The organism is Lactococcus protaetiae, from assembly GCF_006965445.1.
GTDB lineage: Bacteria > Bacillota > Bacilli > Lactobacillales > Streptococcaceae > Lactococcus > Lactococcus protaetiae.
In genome coordinates this window covers 502,681-521,042 of the sequence record NZ_CP041356.1, presented here as the reverse complement: position 1 = coordinate 521,042, position 18,362 = coordinate 502,681, and the positions used below count along the sequence as shown (strand labels likewise).

The window sequence follows — 18,362 nt, the reverse complement described above, 5'->3', positions numbered from 1 at the left end:
TTCTTCTTAGCTATGAAAGAAGCTAAGGAAAGAATTTATCTTCCTTTCTTCATTTATGAAGTTTACTAAATGTTTACACTAGTGTAAACTTATTCTCCATATTTTCTTATTGATTCTGTAATAATTTGTCTTAAAAGCTCACTAACAATAGCGTAATTTCCTGAGTCGTAGATTGTTGTGTAAAGTTTATTTTCAATAATTGAACTTGAAATTTTCCCCAAAAGATAAGCAACATAATCTGGCACTTCTGGTGGAGCAAGTAGAAGTAATATACGCTTAATCTTGAGTGGTTTTCGATTCATTGCAATGACTTCAACTTCTTGACTTAAGTCAAAAATTCTAAATAAAGGAGCAACAACTGATGGGTGAACACCGTGAAGTAACGCCATTTTTGTATCTGGAATTGCCAAATGTGTTTCTTCAAATCTTTTTTCCAGTAACTTTGCAAGTTCTTTCTGATTATCTTCGTTTACAGTGCTGACAACTTTATTGACAACATCTGTCAGTACTGACAGATTTGTGATATGAGTCACTTTGAAGTCTGTCACTATAGCCTGCCCTGTACTAAACATCTGATTGAGATTGATAAAGTTCTTTTGATTTTCATCAGTACTGACAGCTCTTGAACCTTGCTGAATTGTCCGTAATTTATGTCGAATATCATCCAAATTTTTTTGTTCTAATGTTCGACTGACATAAATATAATCAAGTTCTTTTTCCGTTGTAAAAATGACATCATACAGATTTTTATCAAACTTTGTTGAACTTTGAATCAAGTCAATTTTCTTTAAAAATGGAAAGTTTTTTCTCAAACTACTCATTAAAAATTCACAAGAAATACGTCCTCGACTACTTACAAGTGCAGCTCTGAGTGGTAAAACAAGGTCGCTTCGCTCCAATGTGGCAACAAAATGTAAAGTCACAAACGCAAATTCCATTTCAGAAAAACGTTTGGCAAAAACTTGTGTCAGTGCCGTTTGCACAACTTGAAAAATTTTCTCATTATCAGATTCAATCTTTTTAACAAAGTCATTTTGTTTTTCTGAGAAAAGCGTAGGCAACACATCAGACTCTTTCAAATGGGCATAAAGCAAGCCATATAACCTATCATCCTTGCTAAACTCAATCTCAAGCTGTTGCGAAACTTGCTCAATAAGTTGCCTAATTTTATAAGAAAAATCAGTATCAAACTTCTCCATAAAGAGAATTTCACGTCCGAAACCAAAATAGAGTACATCATAGACTGCCGCCAAATAAGTAATTTCAGCAATTGTAAAGTTGTTTACAGATAATTTGGTCAACAATTGGTTTACAAAGTTAAGAGAACGTTTACTTGGTCGTCTAACGCTAGAAGTATCAACAAATCGTTGCTTATCCAGTCTTAGCAATACTGCTGTCAAAAAAAATTGCATCAATACACGAACTTTATCTGTCATTGACTCTTGTAAATCCATTGCTTCAAAAGCCGTTTGTGCTTGACTAAATTTTTCTAAATCCAAGAAAGCTAAAACCTTATTCTCAGCAAAATTTCCAGAAATTGCATCGTGAATTGAACATGAATTGTAGATACTTGCAACTAATACTGACCTAATATTTTCCTCACGTCCTTTGATGCTCAGCCCTTGCTCACGTTCCAGCATCAGCTCATTCTCAAGCAAAGTTTGTTCAATCTGACGCAAATCACTTGTTGCTGTTGGTTGACTTACACCAAAACTCTCCGTTATGGAGGCAATTGAGGCCCTATCCTCAATCAATAGCATCAATTCACCATGAAGACGCTCTACTGACGAATATTCGACTAATTCACGCGCCTCTGTCAGCAACTTGAGGTTTCCTGTCAGTAAGTATCCATCACCAGAAGTCCGTAAACTCACACCTTGAGGTAAGGATTGCTGTAGCTTATCTAAATCACGATAAAGCGTTCTTCGGCTTGTTCCCGTCAGCTCTAACATCTCAGAAATCGTGAGTGTTCCACTTTTTAAAAATTCATGAATTAATTTTTGCTCACGACTTGTAATAAGCATAACAGCGCCCCTTCCTCATTATATTTATCAAAACAAGTGCGTGCTAATACTCCGACCTCTTAGGTCGGAGATAAAGCAGCACTAAGCTTTGAATTTCGTCCGACTAGATTCAGTGGCGAGTTGAAACTCCCACTGAATAAGTCTTGACTTCATTATATTTTATCATTTCCAAGAGCGATTTTTCCTGATAAAAACCTGTCAGTACTGACAACACTTTTTAATGATTCATTTATTCATTCGTTTAACCATGTTCAAATATTCAGGTGTTGTAATTAGGCTCTCTACTGAAAGATGTTGCGCATTTGGTGCTTTTGATTTCGCTGTGTCTGTAAATTCTTGAGTCGTTACAATCATGATATTTGAAGCATTAAAAGCTCCAAGACCAATAAACTCAACATCTGACACTGGAATTTTTACACCATGATTATGGAAAATCGCTTGAATTGTCTCTTTACCCATCGTACTAGACCCTGTATGCGCACTATCATGAGCAAAAACCACTTCATCAATTTGATTTAGATCAATTTCATCATCATTCGAAGTTTCAACACTGACAGGAGTTGCAATAATTTCGTCAGCACCTGTTAAGGTATTGATAATTTCATCATACTTAGGTGAATTTAAGAAATTAGCAACAGAATAACGAATCGATTCTGGAGCCATTGTAGCAGCCCGAGGAGCTAACTCTTCCTGAGTAACAACAATCGTATCAGAGCCTGCTTTAAGGTTTGCAATAGCAACATTTGTCACATCTTGAGTTAATCCTGCTTTTTTGGCTTTATTACGCAAGATAGAAGCCCCCATCGCAGACGATCCCATCCCAGCGTCACAAGCAAAGATAATATGTTTTACATTCGAGAAATCTACTGACGTAGCTACAGACGAAGTATTTTGACCTTTTGATACAGCTTTGTCAGCGGCTACACCAGCTTTAGCCTCAGTAAACGCTGTATCATCCACCATAGACTTATCACGTCTTAAAATTATAGCAGCTACAATGAAAGATACCGCAGCAGCTACAAGAACGGCAATCAAAATCTTGACAAAGTTCATAATACCACCTGCAGCAGGAGAAGAACCTTGCGCAAAGATTGCAATAATCGAACCAGGCGCAGCTGGAGCTACAAGACCTGTGTTCAAAATATTGTTCATAAATGTGCCAGATACACCACCAGCCATAACAGCAAGGAACAGTGCAGGTTTCATCATAACATATGGGAAATAAATTTCATGGATACCACCAATAAATTGAATAATGATAGCACCAGGAGCCGTCGCTTTCGCAGTACCTTTACCGAATAACCAGAAAGCAATCAAAATACCAAGCCCAGGACCAGGATTAGCTTCCAAAAGGAAAAGAATTGATTTACCCGCAGTCTTTGCTTGATCAAGACCAAGGGGTGTCAAAATACCATGATTAATAGCATTATTAAGAAACAAGATTTTAGCTGGCTCAATAAATAAATTAGCCAATGGAATCAAGTGAGCATTAATCAATGCTTGCACACCATCATGAGCAATATTTGTAAAGAAATCAACGAATGGTTCAACTACCTTATAAGAAATGATTGCAAGAAATAATCCCATAAAACCAGCAGAAAAGTTATTAACTAACATTTCCAAACCTGTTTTAATATGAGGTTGTACCCAATTATCAAATTTCTTTTGTAACCATCCACCAAGAGGACCTACAACCATAGCTCCTAAAATCATAGGAATTCCAGGTCCAACTTCTGCTGCAACAAAACATCCCATTGCACCAATAGCACCTACAACACCTCCGCGTTCGCTACCGTAAACATTTTTACCACCAGTATACGCGATAAGTAGAGGAATCATATAACCCAACATTGGGCCAATAACATTTGAAATTTCTTTCGTAAAACCTACAGAATGTGGCCAAATCGCAACAATCCATCCACCAGGTGTCAAAAACAATGAGGTAATAAATCCCCAAGCAATTAATGCTGGGATATTAGGCATAACCATCATTGATAAGAAAGTACCAAAACGTTGGACTTTTACTTTCAAACTAACTTTTTCAGTCATGTTTATCTCCTTTGTATATTTCGTACAACAATAATTGTACACGTTTACATTTTTTCTGTAAATAAAAATCTTGACACGTTTTCATGTGCCAAGATTTTTTGTTAATCTTTTAACTAACAAAAAAATCGCCCTCAGGCGATTCACTTACTGCGGATGTCAGACTCGAACTGACGACATCATGATTAACAGTCATGCGCTACTACCAACTGAGCTAATCCGCAATACAACTTGGCATCGTCTATATCTCCCAGGAGGCAACCTCCAAGTACTTCCAGCGCAATAGGACTTGACTTCTGTGTTCGACATGGGAACAGGTATATCTCCTATGCAATAGATACCAAATATGGGAATTCCAGGATTCGAACCTGGGACCCCTGCGTTATCAACACAGTGCTCTAACCAACTGAGCTAAACTCCCAAAATATTTATCTAAGCGGATGACGAGAATCGAACTCGCGTAGCCAGCTTGGAAGGCTGGGGTTCTACCATTAAACTACATCCGCTAATTAAAGAAATGGCGCGAGACGGAATCGAACCGCCGACACATGGAGCTTCAATCCATTGCTCTACCAACTGAGCTACCGAGCCCTAATAAATTGCGGGAATAGGATTTGAACCTATGACCTTCGGGTTATGAGCCCGACGAGCTACCTAGCTGCTCCATCCCGCGATAATATAAAAAGGAGGATGTGGGATTCGAACCCACGCACGCTTTTACACGCCTGACGGTTTTCAAGACCGTTCCCTTCAGCCGGACTTGGGTAATCCTCCAAATATAGTCCGTACGGGATTCGAACCCGTGTTACCGCCGTGAAAAGGCGGTGTCTTAACCCCTTGACCAACGGACCATATATTGTTGTCCTGCCTCAAACAGTACTTTTCCATTATACACTATTTATATTTTTTGTCAAGAATAAACTATGTTATTCTTTTGAAAACACTATGAATAACGCCTTTTAGAAAGCTACCGCTTCAAACGACAACTATTTAATTATATCAGATTTATATTTTTTGTCAAGAATAAACTCAACCAGAAAAAAACAGCCTTATTCGGCTGTTTCATTCTCTGATTCTTTATTTTCTGGTTCAGAATTTGATGTTTCATCACCATTATAAATATTAATATTTGAGAAATCATTTTTTGCTGATAAAATTTCATCAAATGATTTTGGCTCAATACTACTTTCTTCCACTCCTTCACCTTCAGGCATTTTACCTGTGTTGAAAAGTGAAAGAATTTGTTTAGCATTAAGCGTTTCATATTTAAGCAATGCCATCGCAATTGCTTTATGTTGTTCACGATGTGCTTGAATGACTTCAACTGCTTTATCATAAGCTTCTTTCGTAATTGCACGAATTTCTTCATCAATAGCAATTGCTGTTGCTTCGGAGTAAGTTTTCGTTTGACCATAGTCACGTCCAATGAACACCGCATGGTCACCTTCATAACTAACTGTACCTAGTCTTTCAGACATTCCATACTGAGTAACCATTCCGCGAGCAATACGTGTAGCTTGTTCAAAGTCATTAGAGGCACCAGTAGTAATTTGGTTGTAGATAATTTGCTCAGCTGCGCGACCACCCATAAGTCCTGCAAGATTTTCTTTCATATCTTCCTTAGACAAGAGGAACTGATCTTCTTTGGGAAGAGCAATCATATATCCGCCAGCACGACCACGTGGAACAATTGTAACTTTATGAACTGTATTGGCATTTGAAAGAACAAGTCCAACAATGGTATGACCTGCTTCGTGGTAAGCCACTGTTTCACGTTCATGTTCTGAAATCTTCTTGTCTTTCTTCGCTGGACCTGCAATAACTCGGTCTTGAGCTTCATCAATGTCAGATGCATCAATAACTCTCTTATTACGGCGGGCAGCGACAAGAGCTGCTTCATTTAGGACATTTTCAAGGTCTGCACCAACGAAACCTGGAGTTTGTTGAGCAATAACTTTGAGGTCAACACTTGAATCAAGTGGTTTATTTTTAGCATGGACACGAAGCACAGCTTCACGACCCTTAACATCTGGAGCGCCAACAAGAACCTTACGGTCAAAACGTCCTGGACGCAACAATGCTGGGTCAAGTACATCTGAACGGTTAGTAGCTGCAATGACGATAACAGAGTTGGCATTATCTTGGAAACCATCCATCTCTACAAGAAGTTGATTCAAAGTTTGCTCACGCTCATCGTTACCACCACCAAGACCTGCGCCACGTTGACGTCCAACAGCATCAATTTCATCAATGAAGATAATTGATGGAGAGGTTTTCTTAGCATTTTCGAAAAGGTCACGTACACGTGAGGCCCCGACACCGACAAACATTTCTACGAAATCAGAACCCGAAATACTGTAAAAAGGAACTCCTGCCTCACCAGCAACTGCCTTAGCAAGCAAAGTTTTACCTGTACCTGGAGGACCCTCAAGAAGTACACCAGCAGGAATACGAGCACCTAAATCATGATATTTCTTAGGATTTTTGAGGAAGTCTACGACTTCAACAAGCTCTTGTTTTTCTTCTTCTGAACCTGCAACATCAGCAAAACGAACTTTTGATGTCTTACCATCTTGCTGTTTGGCACGAGATTTTCCAAATGACATCGGATTGCCTGCACCACCGCCACCACGGGAACCCATTCCACCCATCATCAACCAGAAAACACCCACGAAAAGGAGCATAGGGATAATGTATGAAAGGATTTGAATCCACATACCGCTTGATGAAGCTTGGATAACACTTATTTTTACATCATTATCTGATGCAACATTTTGCATATCTTTAACAATACTATCTGTCGGGATAATATACGCTTGAAATTCCTTAACTTCAGTTGTTGAATTTCCTAAAAGTGGGAAGCTCCCCGCATTGTCAACTTTTACTGGCTCTTTATATTCCCCTGTAACAGTTATCAAACTATCAGATGGCTGCATTGTGATTGTCTTAATCTTGCCATCATCGAGCTTAGTCATTAATTGTGAATAGCTGATTTTATCTACGTTTGAATGGTTATTACTGAAAAAGAAATTGAACCCGACAACAACGATAATAGCTAACATGACCCACATGAAGATATTTTTTACAAAATTTCCTTGTTTTGGTTGCTTGTTGTTATTCATTTTTTCCTTGTCTTTTTTATTTATTTATCACTGACAAAAAATCTGCCAGTAACAGTTAGATTATCTAGTTATAGCATAATTTTAGAGGGATTGCTAATAGTAAGTATTGGTCAAACAATTTTTCATACTTTAGTCTTAGTATGCATAAAATTATTTTGTGTAAACCTCTGGTTTTAGGACACCAACGTAGGGAAGGTTCCGATAATTTTCATTATAATCTAATCCAAATCCGACAACAAATTCATTTGGAATAGTGAAACCAGAATAATCTGGAGCAATCTCAACAACACGTCCTTCAGGCTTATCAAGCAAAGTAACGATTTTTACACGAGCACCACGATGTTCTAAAAGCTCTTTCAAATACTTCAAGGTACGTCCCGTATCAATAATATCCTCAACAATAAGAATATCACGGTCTTTGACAGCTGTATCAACATCTAAAATTAACTTGACTTCACCTGATGATTTTGTACCACCGTGATAGCTTGAAACAGTCATAAAATCTGTTTCAAGATGGGCATCAATGTGTTTAATCAACTCAGCCAAAAACGGAACAGAACCCCTTAAAATTCCTAGAACTAACGGATTTTTATCAGCATATTCTTTAGTCAAAATCGCGCCAAGCTCTTTAGATTTTTCGATAATTTCATCTTCTGAAACAAGCACTTTTTCAATATCTCTATCAAGCATTTTATCAAGCATGTTGCTTTTCCTCTCTTACACTGGGTTTAACCCATAATGTCCTTCCCATTTTATCATTTTTAGCACTTTTACTCAAATCAGAGCATATAACATCAACTACTGCATAAAGCTCTTTTTCAACAAAAATGAGTAAATTATCGCGCTTTTCAAGTGGAATTTTTTGCTCAATAAAATATTTTCTTAGTTTTTTATGATGGCCATTAATCAAAATCACATCACCTGGTGCTCTTTTTCTAATTACAATCTTTCCTGTTGCTGGTAAATTCACTTGCATAAAGCTATCATCATTAGGATTTTCTGTCAGTACTGACAGTTTTTTGTCAGCCTCCTGTTCTAACTCTGGATAATATTTTTCAATATAAAATTCATCTTTTGTCTTAACAAAAAGTACCGTTTTATTCAATTTCTCACGATATTGTTGAGGTCGATTGATAATATGAATCAACTCTTCAAATTTAGATTTATTCATACTCAGCTCTGGAAATTGAGCAAAATATTCTTGTAAGATAAAGTGCTGCAAGGCTTTACTATGCTGACAAAAGTCTGTCAGTGATATTTTTTTACTGACAATATCTAGTTCTGAAATTTTGTCAGTAATAATTGACATCGCCATACTAATTTCAGATGTCAGCGATAATATTGCCTCTGTAAATTGGGGATTTTCTTTTTTTAAATTTGGGATGAGTTGATTTCGAATTCTATTTCTCAGCTGGTCTGTTCCATGATTAGTCCAATCTTCAAAAAAAACTGGTGCATCAAGTTCTATCTTTTCAAACTCTAACAATGGTCGAATGAGTTCACCCGTTGCAAATGGTTGACAATCTGATATACCTTGTAAACTTCTAAGAGGTCGTCCAGTAATTTCACGCATCAGCACTGTCTCTACTACATCTCCTTTGTGATGAGCTGTAACCACTGCTGTATAAGCATTTTCATGCATTATTTTATCAAAGAATTTATAGCGAAATTCTCGTGCATCGCGCTCTGTAAACTCTCCTGTAAACCTATCAACAAAAATAGGAACTGCTAACTTGTTACTCATCTCTCGAATAGCCCGCTCTTCATGCTCAGACTCTACTCTCACACCATGGTTAATATGAGCAATACCAAGTTTAATATCAAGTTTTTCTTGTAAATCATAGAGCCAATTAAAAAGCGTCATAGAATCTTGCCCCCAGATAAAGCAACTAAAACCTTATCATGTCGTTCAAAATAGTGCTTCTCTCTAACTATTTTTAAAAATTTTAATTGATTGGGAGTCATTTCATCACCTCATAAATCTCGTGTGAAATTTGTTGAATTTGCTGATTAGTGGCGCCATCTGTTTCAATCACAAGTAGATATGGAGTAGAAGTAAAGATAATCGCTGCATCATGATTGTCATTGTCAGCATCTCCAATTTTATGGGCAACTGGGATATTTTTAGGCACACCAGCCTCAATTTTTATATTGTCAAATGCTGTGTCAAACAAAGCATTAAAGGCGGCTCCACCTTCATCGTATAAAGCTTCCAACATACGTCCCACCATCTGCGCAGAAGCTTCTCGTGTTTCAGGATTCCACGGACTTCCAGCAATTTGATTAATTTCTTTTTGATAATTTGGACTAAATTCTTTTGTTTCATAATAAGCAAGCAGATTACTTCCAACATTATCAGAAAGTTTTGCTGTACGGTTAATGATGTCTTGTAAAGTGTAAACTTTGTTGTCAGCAGTTTTAGGAAGATTTCCTGTTCCTGTTGGTTTATAACTTCCATAAAACGTATTTACTGATGTAGTATATAAAAGCTTATCATTCAGTGATGCATAACCATCGTTAATCTGCTTTTGTGTCCAATATAAAATTGGAATTTTTGATAAACTTGCAGAATACATTTTTTCATTTTGGTTTACACCAACTGTAAAATCATCATTTAATTGTTTAACATAAATCGAATATTTTTTATTATTATATTTTTGGTCAAGTAATTTTTGAACTTGTAAAAGTTTTGGATTTTCTAAAGAGATATCTTTTGACGAAACCCAACCTTTTCTGCCATCAGCTAGAGAAATTTCATAATAAGTTCCCCAGTAAGTTTGAGCAACTTTGTCAGCTACAAATTTATGACTTCCTGTCAGTACTGACAGAATTTGTTTATCATATGTTGTTACTGGGCTGTAAAACACATTGACAGTTTTTGTTGTATAGATTATCTTAGATTCATCTTTTCTAGAAATTGTGATATCCGAAATAACTAATTTTTTGTCAGCAGAAATATATTTTCCATCATTAAGTTTAAATGCTTTTCCAACCACTTCTGTAATTTTCAATTGAGTCTGAGCAAGAATTTTTCCATTAGGTTGACTCAATTTATCATCGTTGTAAACCAATAAGTCATGGTAGGCAACCGGACGTTGTGGAACTCCTTCCCAAGTTTCACTTATTATTTTTTTGTCAGCTATCACGTGATTTTTAGGTTTATCATACTTATTATCAATATTGTTTTTGAACTTGGGGAAAGCAAAAAAGCCTGGGATGAGCATCAAAATCATCACCAGGACCATACCAATATTGAGTTTATTTCTCAATTCTTGCATTTTCTAAAACCTTATCCAACATCTGATTGGCAGCTTCTAAGTCCTCTGTCAACCAATGCATATTTTTAATCCACATTGGATTTCCACCATGTAAAAATTCATAAGTACGTTGGCGTTGTCCAAATGACTCACCTGTAACATCCCACGCTAAATTTAACAACAATGAGCGTTCTTCTGCACTCAATAAAGCGCTAGTCATGCTTGTTTTCAGAATTTCTGAAATATCTGTATTTTCAAACTCACGAAAGTCAGGTACACCAACAATTGAACCACTTGCAAATTCTGCAATTACCCTTAGAGCCTCATCGTAATAATTTGTCAAACTTGCACGGACAGCAAGAAGGACTTGCATATTTGGGGTCAACACCCCATTTTCCATATGAGCAGTGACTTCACTAGCAATAATACTTGATTTAATCATTTCTAAGTTTACAGTAAGTGAACCAAGCATCTCTTGCACACGAAGAAAACCTGATAGACCAAGTTTTTCTGCTAATCGAACAGCAAGTCCAGTCACAAATTCTAGCTTAACAAAACCACGAACTTCATCTTGATGAGCTGTATGGACAAAAAATCCAGATGCTGGGAAAAATGCATTTGATTTTTCAACTGAGCCACATACAAAAAGATTTTCGTTAGGTACAAAGACATCATCCAGTATAATGAAAGCATCCATTTCATCAAAACTTCCAGATAGAGGATAATCTTTGAGTGAGAATCCTTCCTTCATTGTTGGTTTACGACATACCATTTTCACGCCTTTAGTTGCAAGAGGTAGCGAAAATGCTAAAGCAAATTTGCTGTCAACTTCGTGTAAACCGGGTAAATTAAATACCAACAGTTCATCAGCCAGAGGGGCCAGAGTGTTAACTTGTTTAGCTCCTCGAACAATTACACCATCTGAACGTTCTTCTTTAATCCATACTGCAGCAAATTCTTGACCCTCATTTAGTAATTCTGTCAACCCTTTTTGACGGTCAACCTGCGGATTTTGAATAGCATGTGAAATAAATAAGTCATGTTTTTTAACACGAGCAGCCCAATCACGCGCATTTTTCGCATAATCGCATCGACTATCTTTTCCTAGAACATCTGCATAATAATCTAAAATAGCAATTCCTGTATCAATAAAATCAGGTGTACGTCCCAAAAAACCATAAGATTCACGAGCAATTTGCTCATATATTCTACGTTTATGAGCTAAATCTTCCACAGTCATCGTAGGCATAAACAGAATTGACTTTTTTTCACCCTTTTCATCTGTGTAAAGATAAGTTTCTGGATCTTCTTCTTGAAGTTCATAATATCGCTGAACAAATTTTAACGTTCTTGAAAATACTGGCTCATTAGCCATGTCTTCAACAAGTTTTCCTGCATAGTAAACATTACGTCCGTCATTGAGATTTCCGTCTTTCGTACTCATAATTACCCCGAATTTTTCTTAAATTTTTAAAGAGACAAGTTTGATTTATTCATAATCTTTAACTCTTCTATTTTTCTAGCACTTACTTCTAAAAAAGTGCCATAGGTGCTTTTAAAATCTTTTTCAACATAAGACAAATCGACTTTTCCGTCTTCATGACATTTAAGAATGCTTACTCCTATTAAATCTCCAACCTCTGGTTTAGGCACTCTTTTTGGAAGCTCTGACCATCGTAGTAAACCTACTCCTTTGGGAATAAAACTTTCGTCTATCTCTTTGCCTGTTATGAAAAAACTCACAAAAAGACCAAATTTTGTGATGTTTTTAATCCGACCAATCATGGTGTTACTCCACTTGCACCAATCAATGGATTTTGTGTTTCAAAAATTTTTTCGTCACTTTTTGAGTAGCCTTGACTACGTGCAAATTTTTGTAAAAAGTTAGGATCTTGCAATTTTTTTATTTCCTCACTCTTAGTAGCAACTTCTTTGGTTAATGCTTCGTGTTGTTTTATAGCTTTTTGCTCTAACCCTACCTGTGTCTGCAAATTTTGATAAGAGCGAATCAAACTCATGCTAGCAAGGCTAAAAAGCAAAATTGCAATCACTAAAATAAAGCCCAAATGCTTGCGTTTTGGTGCTGGTGCGAACTTTTCTTTATTTTTACCTTTGGTAAATTCATTATTTAACTGAATTACTTGTTTGGACATAGAAGACCTCCAGTTTAATCTTATTCACTCTCATCTACTTTGACACGAGTTTCACTTAGCAATTCATACATTTTTTCAGCATCTTCTTTACGCGTGAATTCTTTTGTTTCAAGAACTCGTACCTCAACAATTTTATTACCAAAACGAATCTCAATCACATCATTAAACTTGATATCACTAGATGATTTGGCAAGTTTTCCATTAATTTTGATTCGACCTTTATCAGCTACTTCTTTAGCAACTGGGCGACGTTTTATTAAACGTGAAACTTTCAAAAACTTATCTAATCTCATGTGATTGATTATAACATATTTCATTTTGTTTGAAAAATGCTTAAAGCTTAAATTTTCTAAGAAATCATTACTTTTGATGACTTTTTCGATAATTTTCTACTCATCACACTGATTTTGTACAATGAGGTTACAGAATTTTTCGCAACAAATAGCTGTGATATTAAAGCTAGTTTACTTTTCTTCATGACTCTCTCTAATACTAGATAAAGCTTCTACAAAATTCATAATCTCGCTCAACAAAACAACTGCATTTCTATTTTCAATTTTGAAACGGAAAGTCATTTTCCCATATTTTTCTCCAACAGATGCTTTCATCTTTGTTGCTGCTAATGCTTTAAAGTACTCCTGAGGGTCGTACATCGTATTGGCAGTTTTATCCATCGTAACTACCGCTTCAAAATTTGTCTTCTCAATTTTTTCAATTAATGCATTTTCTGAAAAATATTTTAGAAGTCCAATTTCAAGCAAGTAAGCAACTTCATCAGGATATTCACCAAAACGATCAATCATCTCATCTTGCAGTTCTTCATAAACTTTTCGTCCATCAATTTGCCGAATTCGCTTGTAAATCTCAATTTTTTGTCGCTCATCTGAAATATAATAACCTGGAATAAAAGCATCTAATGCTAGGGAAAGTTCCACATTTGTTTTGCGTCGTTGTTTTTTCGCTCCCAGTTTAGAGTGGACAGCTTCTTCTAATAACTGCGAATACAAATCAAAACCAACAGAATCAATAAATCCTGACTGTTCTGCTCCTAAAAGATTTCCTGCACCACGAATAGATAAGTCACGCATAGCTATTTTAAAGCCTGAACCTAGCTCTGTAAATCCTTTGATTGCCTCCAAACGTTTTTCAGATACCTCTGACAAAAGTTTTTCGGGTCGATACATGAAATAAGCATAAGCGACACGATTTGACCGTCCCACGCGCCCTCGAAGTTGATAAAGTTGAGAAAGGCCCATCATATCAGCATTTTCTATAAACAATGTATTGGCATTAGGAATATCAACTCCTGTTTCAATAATCGTTGTTGCTACTAAAACATCATAATCTCCTGCAATATAGGCAAGCAGAGTATTTTCAAGTTGTACCTCACCCATTTGACCATGAATATATGCAATACGTGCTTCTGGAATCATTTCCTCAAGTTGTGAAACTTTTTGTTCTATCGTGTCAACACGATTGTAAACATAGTAAACTTGACCACCACGTGAAATTTCTCGTAAAATAGCATCTCGTACAACTCCATAGTTCGTTTCCATCACATAAGTCTGCACAGGATAACGGTTTGTAGGTGGTGTTTCAATAACAGATAAATCGCGAATACCGAGCATTGACATATGTAATGTCCTCGGAATTGGTGTTGCTGTTAATGTCAAAACGTCAACTTGAGTCTTCAGTGCTTTCAACCTTTCCTTATGTTTAACACCAAACCGTTGTTCCTCATCTATAATCATCAGACCAAGGTCAAAGAAAATAACGTCTTGTGAAAGAAGACGATGTGTGCCTATAATCAAGTCAACACGTCCTTTTTTCAATTTTGCTAAAATTTCTGCCTGCTGATTTTTTGTTTGAAAACGACTCAATACTTCAACATTTACCCCAAAGTTGATGAAACGCTCACTAAAGGTATTAAAATGTTGCTCTGCAAGAACTGTTGTAGGAACGAGAACAGCAACTTGTTTACCATCATTGATTGCCTTAAAGGCAGCTCGCATTGCAACTTCTGTTTTACCAAATCCAACATCCCCAACTAATAACCGATCCATTGGTCTTTCAAGTTCCATATCTTTTTTGATTTCATCAATAGAGCGAAGTTGGTCATCTGTTTCTATGTAAGCAAAACCATTATCAAATTCTTCTTGATTAGCATCATCTATACTGAACGCATGACCTTTTTGAGCCTGTCTGGTTGCGTAAAGTTTGATGAGGTCTTCTGAAATATCCTCCACTTGTTTAGTGACTGAAGACATTGTCTTTTTCCAACGACCATCATTTAATTTATTTATTTTTGGTGTTTTTCCTTCACCAGCAGTGTATTTGCTTAAAAGTTCTAAATGGTCAACAGGAACTGAGATGGTATCACCATTTTGATATTGGATTGTAAGATAATCTCGGTGCATTCCTCCAACTTCAAGCGTTTGTAAACCTAAATATTTTCCTATCCCATGATTTTTATGAACAACAAAATCACCAACTTCAAGCTCATTATAATCTTTTAAACGTTCTGCATTAGTAATATTGAGTCGGCGCGCTTTTTTCTTGCGAATCTTTCCAAAAATTTCTGCCTCTGTAATGACAACTAATTTTTCATCAAGAAAATTGAAACCATTGGAGAGTTGTAAATCAATAAGATTAATTTTACCAATCTGTATTTCTTCACTGTCAACTTCATGTAAATCAAGTTCCAATTCATTAAGTGATTGACGTAATTTTTCTGATGAAACTGCAAGAATTACCGTAAAACCTTGCTTTATAAATCTGTCAACTTCTGTGTAAAACAACTCTAATTGACCAAAAAATTGTTGCATTGTATGTTGCTTGAAGTTGTAAAGACTGTCAAAGCGCAAATTTCCGAGACCTTTTTGGAAATTTGAGAAAAAAGTTGATGGTTTATAATTACGAACTTTTGCCATGATATCAAGAAGATAGTTTTGTCCATCAAAACCTCTTCCCATTGATTTTTCTGACAAAATAAAATCTGCTAATTCTAGTTCAACTTTATTATTAGATTCATTTAATTTCTGAAAATCATCAATGAAAATTTGCACATTTTTAGGAAAATAATTGAGCAGAGAAGCTGGTTTTTCATAAAAATATTCAGCAAATTTGCGTAAATCTTTATGATAATAGTGATTTGATGCTGCTGCAATAATTTCTTCCATATACGATTTTGCTTGACTGTCTGATAGAGTTTCTATCAGTGCTGACAATTTTTCAACACCTTTGTCAAACTCAAAATCACTCAAAATAAAATCACTTGCTGGATAGATTTCGATTTGTTCAAGTGTTGACAAAGACCTTTGACTATCTACATCAAACGAACGAATTGTGTCAACTTCATCACCAAAAAATTCTATACGTACAGGATTTTCTGCATCCAATGGATAAATATCAAAGATGTCACCTCGATGTGAAAATTCACCTGGTGTCATCACACGCCCCGTTTGTTCATATCCAGCATTTGTCAGTAATGTTGTCAACGCTGACAACTCATACTCATCGCCATTTGTCAGTAAAAGATAGTTTTCAATAAAGTTGTCACTACTAGGAAGTAAGCTGCGCATCGACATAAATGGAACGACTAAAAAACCCATCTGTGATTCATCCAGCAGGAAATTCAACGCCTCTAGTCTATAAGCAATACGGTCTTTTGATGCCAAGGCGAACTCAGCATAAACATTATCATCACTGAAAAACTGGAAAACATGATGCTCGTCAACCAAAGTTGACAATTCATCATAAAGCTCGTTAGCATGAAATTGACTGTCAGTAATGACAATATATTTGTCAGGAACATTTGCAAAAGCATTTGCCATGACAAGTGCTTTTGCAGCTCCCGAAAGACCTGTCAGTAAAGTGCGTTCTCGTTTTGAAAAACTTCGTTGCCAACTTTGAAGTTGATAATTTTGGTCAAAAAATTCAATGATATTCATTTATTCTCTCTTCGTGTAAACTTACTGTAAACATTTACTGACAACTTTCTGTCAGTTAAATTTATTCATTGTTTTTTGAAAATCACCATTTTCAAGGTAGAATTTCATTGCATCAACTGCTTTAAAAATGCCATCTTGAGCTGCTACAGCATCTTCTTCATCAAACTTGGATAAAACATGATTGACAACAGTCATACCATTTTTAGGACGCCCAATTCCTATTTTTACACGATTAAAGTCTTGGGTTCCCACATGGGTCAGTATAGACTTAATTCCATTTTGCCCGCCAGATGATCCTTTCTGGCGTAACCGCACTCGCCCTACAGGCGAGTCCAGATCATCATGCATAACGACCAACTCATCTGAATCAAGATTATAATATTTTAAAAGTGGTGCTACAGCACGTCCAGACTCATTCATAAAAGTCAATGGTTTCACGAGAAACACTTTCTCACCTTTGACAAAAGTTGATCCGACCAAAGACATAAAGGTTTTTTCTTCACTAAATGTCACTCCTAGCTCTTTTGCCAACAAATCAAGGGCCATAAACCCCATATTATGCTTAGTTTTTTCATATTTGGTCCCTGGATTTCCAAGCCCAACAATCATTTTTGTCATTTTTTATCATCTCGCTTTCTTAAAACAATTTCCCAAAATGTTTTTTCATTTTCATAGCGTATTTTTGTTTGTTCACTTACAGAAACTTTTTCCCAGTTTTCTGTCAAGAAAAAATGTTGAATCATCTCTTTATCAAAAAATCGCTTAGTATTTCCATCTTTAGAATAAAAATTTTGCTCAATCTCCTCACCCTGACCTGCATCAAAATGAACATCTTTCGTTGAGTTTACACGGACAAACAACAGTCCCTCATCATCCAAAATTCGCCAAATTTCTCGTAAAATCTGCTCTGTCAGTGCTGACGAAAAATAATGCAGAGAAAGCTCCGCAATAACACTACTGACAGACTTGTTAGTAAAAGCTAGAGCCTCCCGTAAGTCAACTTTCTGCGTTTTGATTTTTGGGTTAAGCAGTGCGCAATTCTTTAAAGCCTCTTCTGAAAAATCACAAGCTAAAACATCAACATTCTGTCGTACTAAAAAATCTGATACAGCACCATTTCCACAACCCAAATCAACAACTTTTCCCTTAGATAAATCTGGTAAAAATGAATCTAACCAGCCATCATATTCAGCATTTTTTTCATGTTTGTAGATATTTTCCCAAAAATTTTTCATTTTCTACCTCTTGTATAAAGTGTCGGATTTCTTTACTATTTTTTAACACCAATACGTTTGACAGTCCCTCAACTTTTTCACGCGGTGAATCTCTTAGCCAAATCAACATTTGGTGCAAAAACTGTAAACTTGGCTTATAAGAACTTTTCTCAATTCCTAGTTTTTGTTTCACAAACCTTTTCAATACTCTGTATTTCAGTACATTTAAAGGTAAATCAAGAAATACAACCTTGTCAACTTGGTGTAAAGCATCTGTAAATCTATTACGCAAAGTATCTTCAATGATGAAATTTTCCTGACTCAAAATTTCCTTAAAAATACATTCAATCTCTCTGTCAGTACGTTTTGTATTTCCCAGAATTGATTTTTCATTTTTCACATGAACGATATCATCGAGATGATAAACAGGAATTTCAAGTAATTCAGAAAGACGATCAGATAGTGTTGACTTTCCTGAACCAACAGTTCCAACAATATAAATTTTCATCATTACCTCTACTTACAGTTTCTTGTAAGTTACTGACAGATTTGTCAGTAACTATTTTTGGTAAAAACACCAAAAGGCTGATTCTTAC

Annotated in this window: 14 protein-coding genes, 7 tRNA genes and 1 rRNA gene; all 22 read right to left on the bottom strand. The window is 36.0% G+C overall.

The genetic code is table 11. The features are described from left to right. Window positions 1-89: 89 nt before the first annotated feature. Window positions 90-2,024, bottom strand: a complete 1,935-nt coding sequence (locus FLP15_RS02640) for a BglG family transcription antiterminator (protein WP_142765883.1) — start codon at window positions 2,022-2,024, stop codon at window positions 90-92. A gap of 225 nt (window positions 2,025-2,249) precedes the next feature. Further along, the gene (locus FLP15_RS02635; RefSeq protein WP_142765882.1) at window positions 2,250-4,073 is read right to left on the bottom strand and encodes a PTS mannitol transporter subunit IIBC; all 1,824 of its coding nucleotides are present in this window, start codon (window positions 4,071-4,073) and stop codon (window positions 2,250-2,252) included. Between the two features lie 147 nt (window positions 4,074-4,220). Then, window positions 4,221-4,294 (bottom strand) — tRNA-Asn (locus FLP15_RS02630). A gap of 5 nt (window positions 4,295-4,299) precedes the next feature. Next, a 5S ribosomal RNA gene (gene rrf, locus FLP15_RS02625) occupies window positions 4,300-4,415 on the bottom strand. Between the two features lie 2 nt (window positions 4,416-4,417). Then, window positions 4,418-4,491 (bottom strand) — tRNA-Ile (locus tag FLP15_RS02620). Window positions 4,492-4,505: 14 nt separating this feature from the next. Further along, window positions 4,506-4,576, bottom strand: a tRNA-Gly gene (locus FLP15_RS02615). A gap of 12 nt (window positions 4,577-4,588) precedes the next feature. After that, window positions 4,589-4,661, bottom strand: a tRNA-Phe gene (locus FLP15_RS02610). A gap of 8 nt (window positions 4,662-4,669) precedes the next feature. Continuing rightward, a tRNA-Met gene (locus FLP15_RS02605) sits at window positions 4,670-4,743 on the bottom strand. Between the two features lie 11 nt (window positions 4,744-4,754). Then, window positions 4,755-4,844 (bottom strand) — tRNA-Ser (locus FLP15_RS02600). A 5-nt stretch (window positions 4,845-4,849) separates the two neighbouring features. Next, window positions 4,850-4,921, bottom strand: a tRNA-Glu gene (locus FLP15_RS02595). Window positions 4,922-5,119: 198 nt separating this feature from the next. Then, window positions 5,120-7,192 (bottom strand): ATP-dependent zinc metalloprotease FtsH, encoded by a 2,073-nt coding sequence (gene ftsH / locus FLP15_RS02590; RefSeq protein ID WP_142765881.1) that lies wholly within the window; start codon window positions 7,190-7,192, stop codon window positions 5,120-5,122. 150 nt (window positions 7,193-7,342) lie between these two features. Further along, a complete protein-coding gene (gene hpt, locus FLP15_RS02585; protein WP_190288370.1) occupies window positions 7,343-7,882 on the bottom strand; it encodes a hypoxanthine phosphoribosyltransferase in 540 nt (179 codons plus the stop codon). Window positions 7,883-7,886: 4 nt separating this feature from the next. After that, window positions 7,887-9,056 carry a tRNA lysidine(34) synthetase TilS gene (gene tilS, locus FLP15_RS02580; protein ID WP_223804701.1) on the bottom strand — a complete coding sequence of 390 codons (1,170 nt, stop codon included), beginning with the start codon at window positions 9,054-9,056 and terminating at the stop codon, window positions 7,887-7,889. A 97-nt stretch (window positions 9,057-9,153) separates the two neighbouring features. Further along, complete coding sequence (locus FLP15_RS02575) at window positions 9,154-10,470, bottom strand: serine hydrolase (protein WP_142765879.1); 1,317 nt, start codon at window positions 10,468-10,470, stop codon at window positions 9,154-9,156. Next, a complete protein-coding gene (locus tag FLP15_RS02570; RefSeq protein WP_142765878.1) occupies window positions 10,451-11,893 on the bottom strand; it encodes a 4-hydroxyphenylacetate 3-hydroxylase N-terminal domain-containing protein in 1,443 nt (480 codons plus the stop codon). The genes FLP15_RS02575 and FLP15_RS02570 overlap by 20 nt, the downstream gene beginning before the upstream one ends. A 26-nt stretch (window positions 11,894-11,919) precedes the next feature. Beyond that, on the bottom strand, window positions 11,920-12,234 hold the full coding sequence (locus FLP15_RS02565) for an RNA-binding protein (protein ID WP_142765877.1): 315 nt from the start codon (window positions 12,232-12,234) through the stop codon (window positions 11,920-11,922). Then, complete coding sequence (locus FLP15_RS02560) at window positions 12,231-12,602, bottom strand: FtsB family cell division protein (protein WP_142765876.1); 372 nt, start codon at window positions 12,600-12,602, stop codon at window positions 12,231-12,233. Before FLP15_RS02560 ends, FLP15_RS02565 begins: the two co-directional genes overlap by 4 nt. Before the next feature lie 20 nt (window positions 12,603-12,622). Next, complete coding sequence (locus tag FLP15_RS02555; RefSeq protein ID WP_142765875.1) at window positions 12,623-12,895, bottom strand: RNA-binding S4 domain-containing protein; 273 nt, start codon at window positions 12,893-12,895, stop codon at window positions 12,623-12,625. Window positions 12,896-13,066: 171 nt separating this feature from the next. Further along, complete coding sequence (gene mfd / locus FLP15_RS02550) at window positions 13,067-16,552, bottom strand: transcription-repair coupling factor (RefSeq protein WP_142765874.1); 3,486 nt, start codon at window positions 16,550-16,552, stop codon at window positions 13,067-13,069. A 51-nt stretch (window positions 16,553-16,603) separates the two neighbouring features. Continuing rightward, complete coding sequence (gene pth, locus FLP15_RS02545; protein WP_142765873.1) at window positions 16,604-17,170, bottom strand: aminoacyl-tRNA hydrolase; 567 nt, start codon at window positions 17,168-17,170, stop codon at window positions 16,604-16,606. Further along, window positions 17,167-17,787 (bottom strand): class I SAM-dependent methyltransferase, encoded by a 621-nt coding sequence (locus FLP15_RS02540; RefSeq protein ID WP_142765872.1) that lies wholly within the window; start codon window positions 17,785-17,787, stop codon window positions 17,167-17,169. The genes pth and FLP15_RS02540 overlap by 4 nt, the downstream gene beginning before the upstream one ends. Further along, window positions 17,753-18,277 (bottom strand): AAA family ATPase, encoded by a 525-nt coding sequence (locus FLP15_RS02535; protein WP_223804699.1) that lies wholly within the window; start codon window positions 18,275-18,277, stop codon window positions 17,753-17,755. The genes FLP15_RS02540 and FLP15_RS02535 overlap by 35 nt, the downstream gene beginning before the upstream one ends. Window positions 18,278-18,362: the final 85 nt, after the last annotated feature.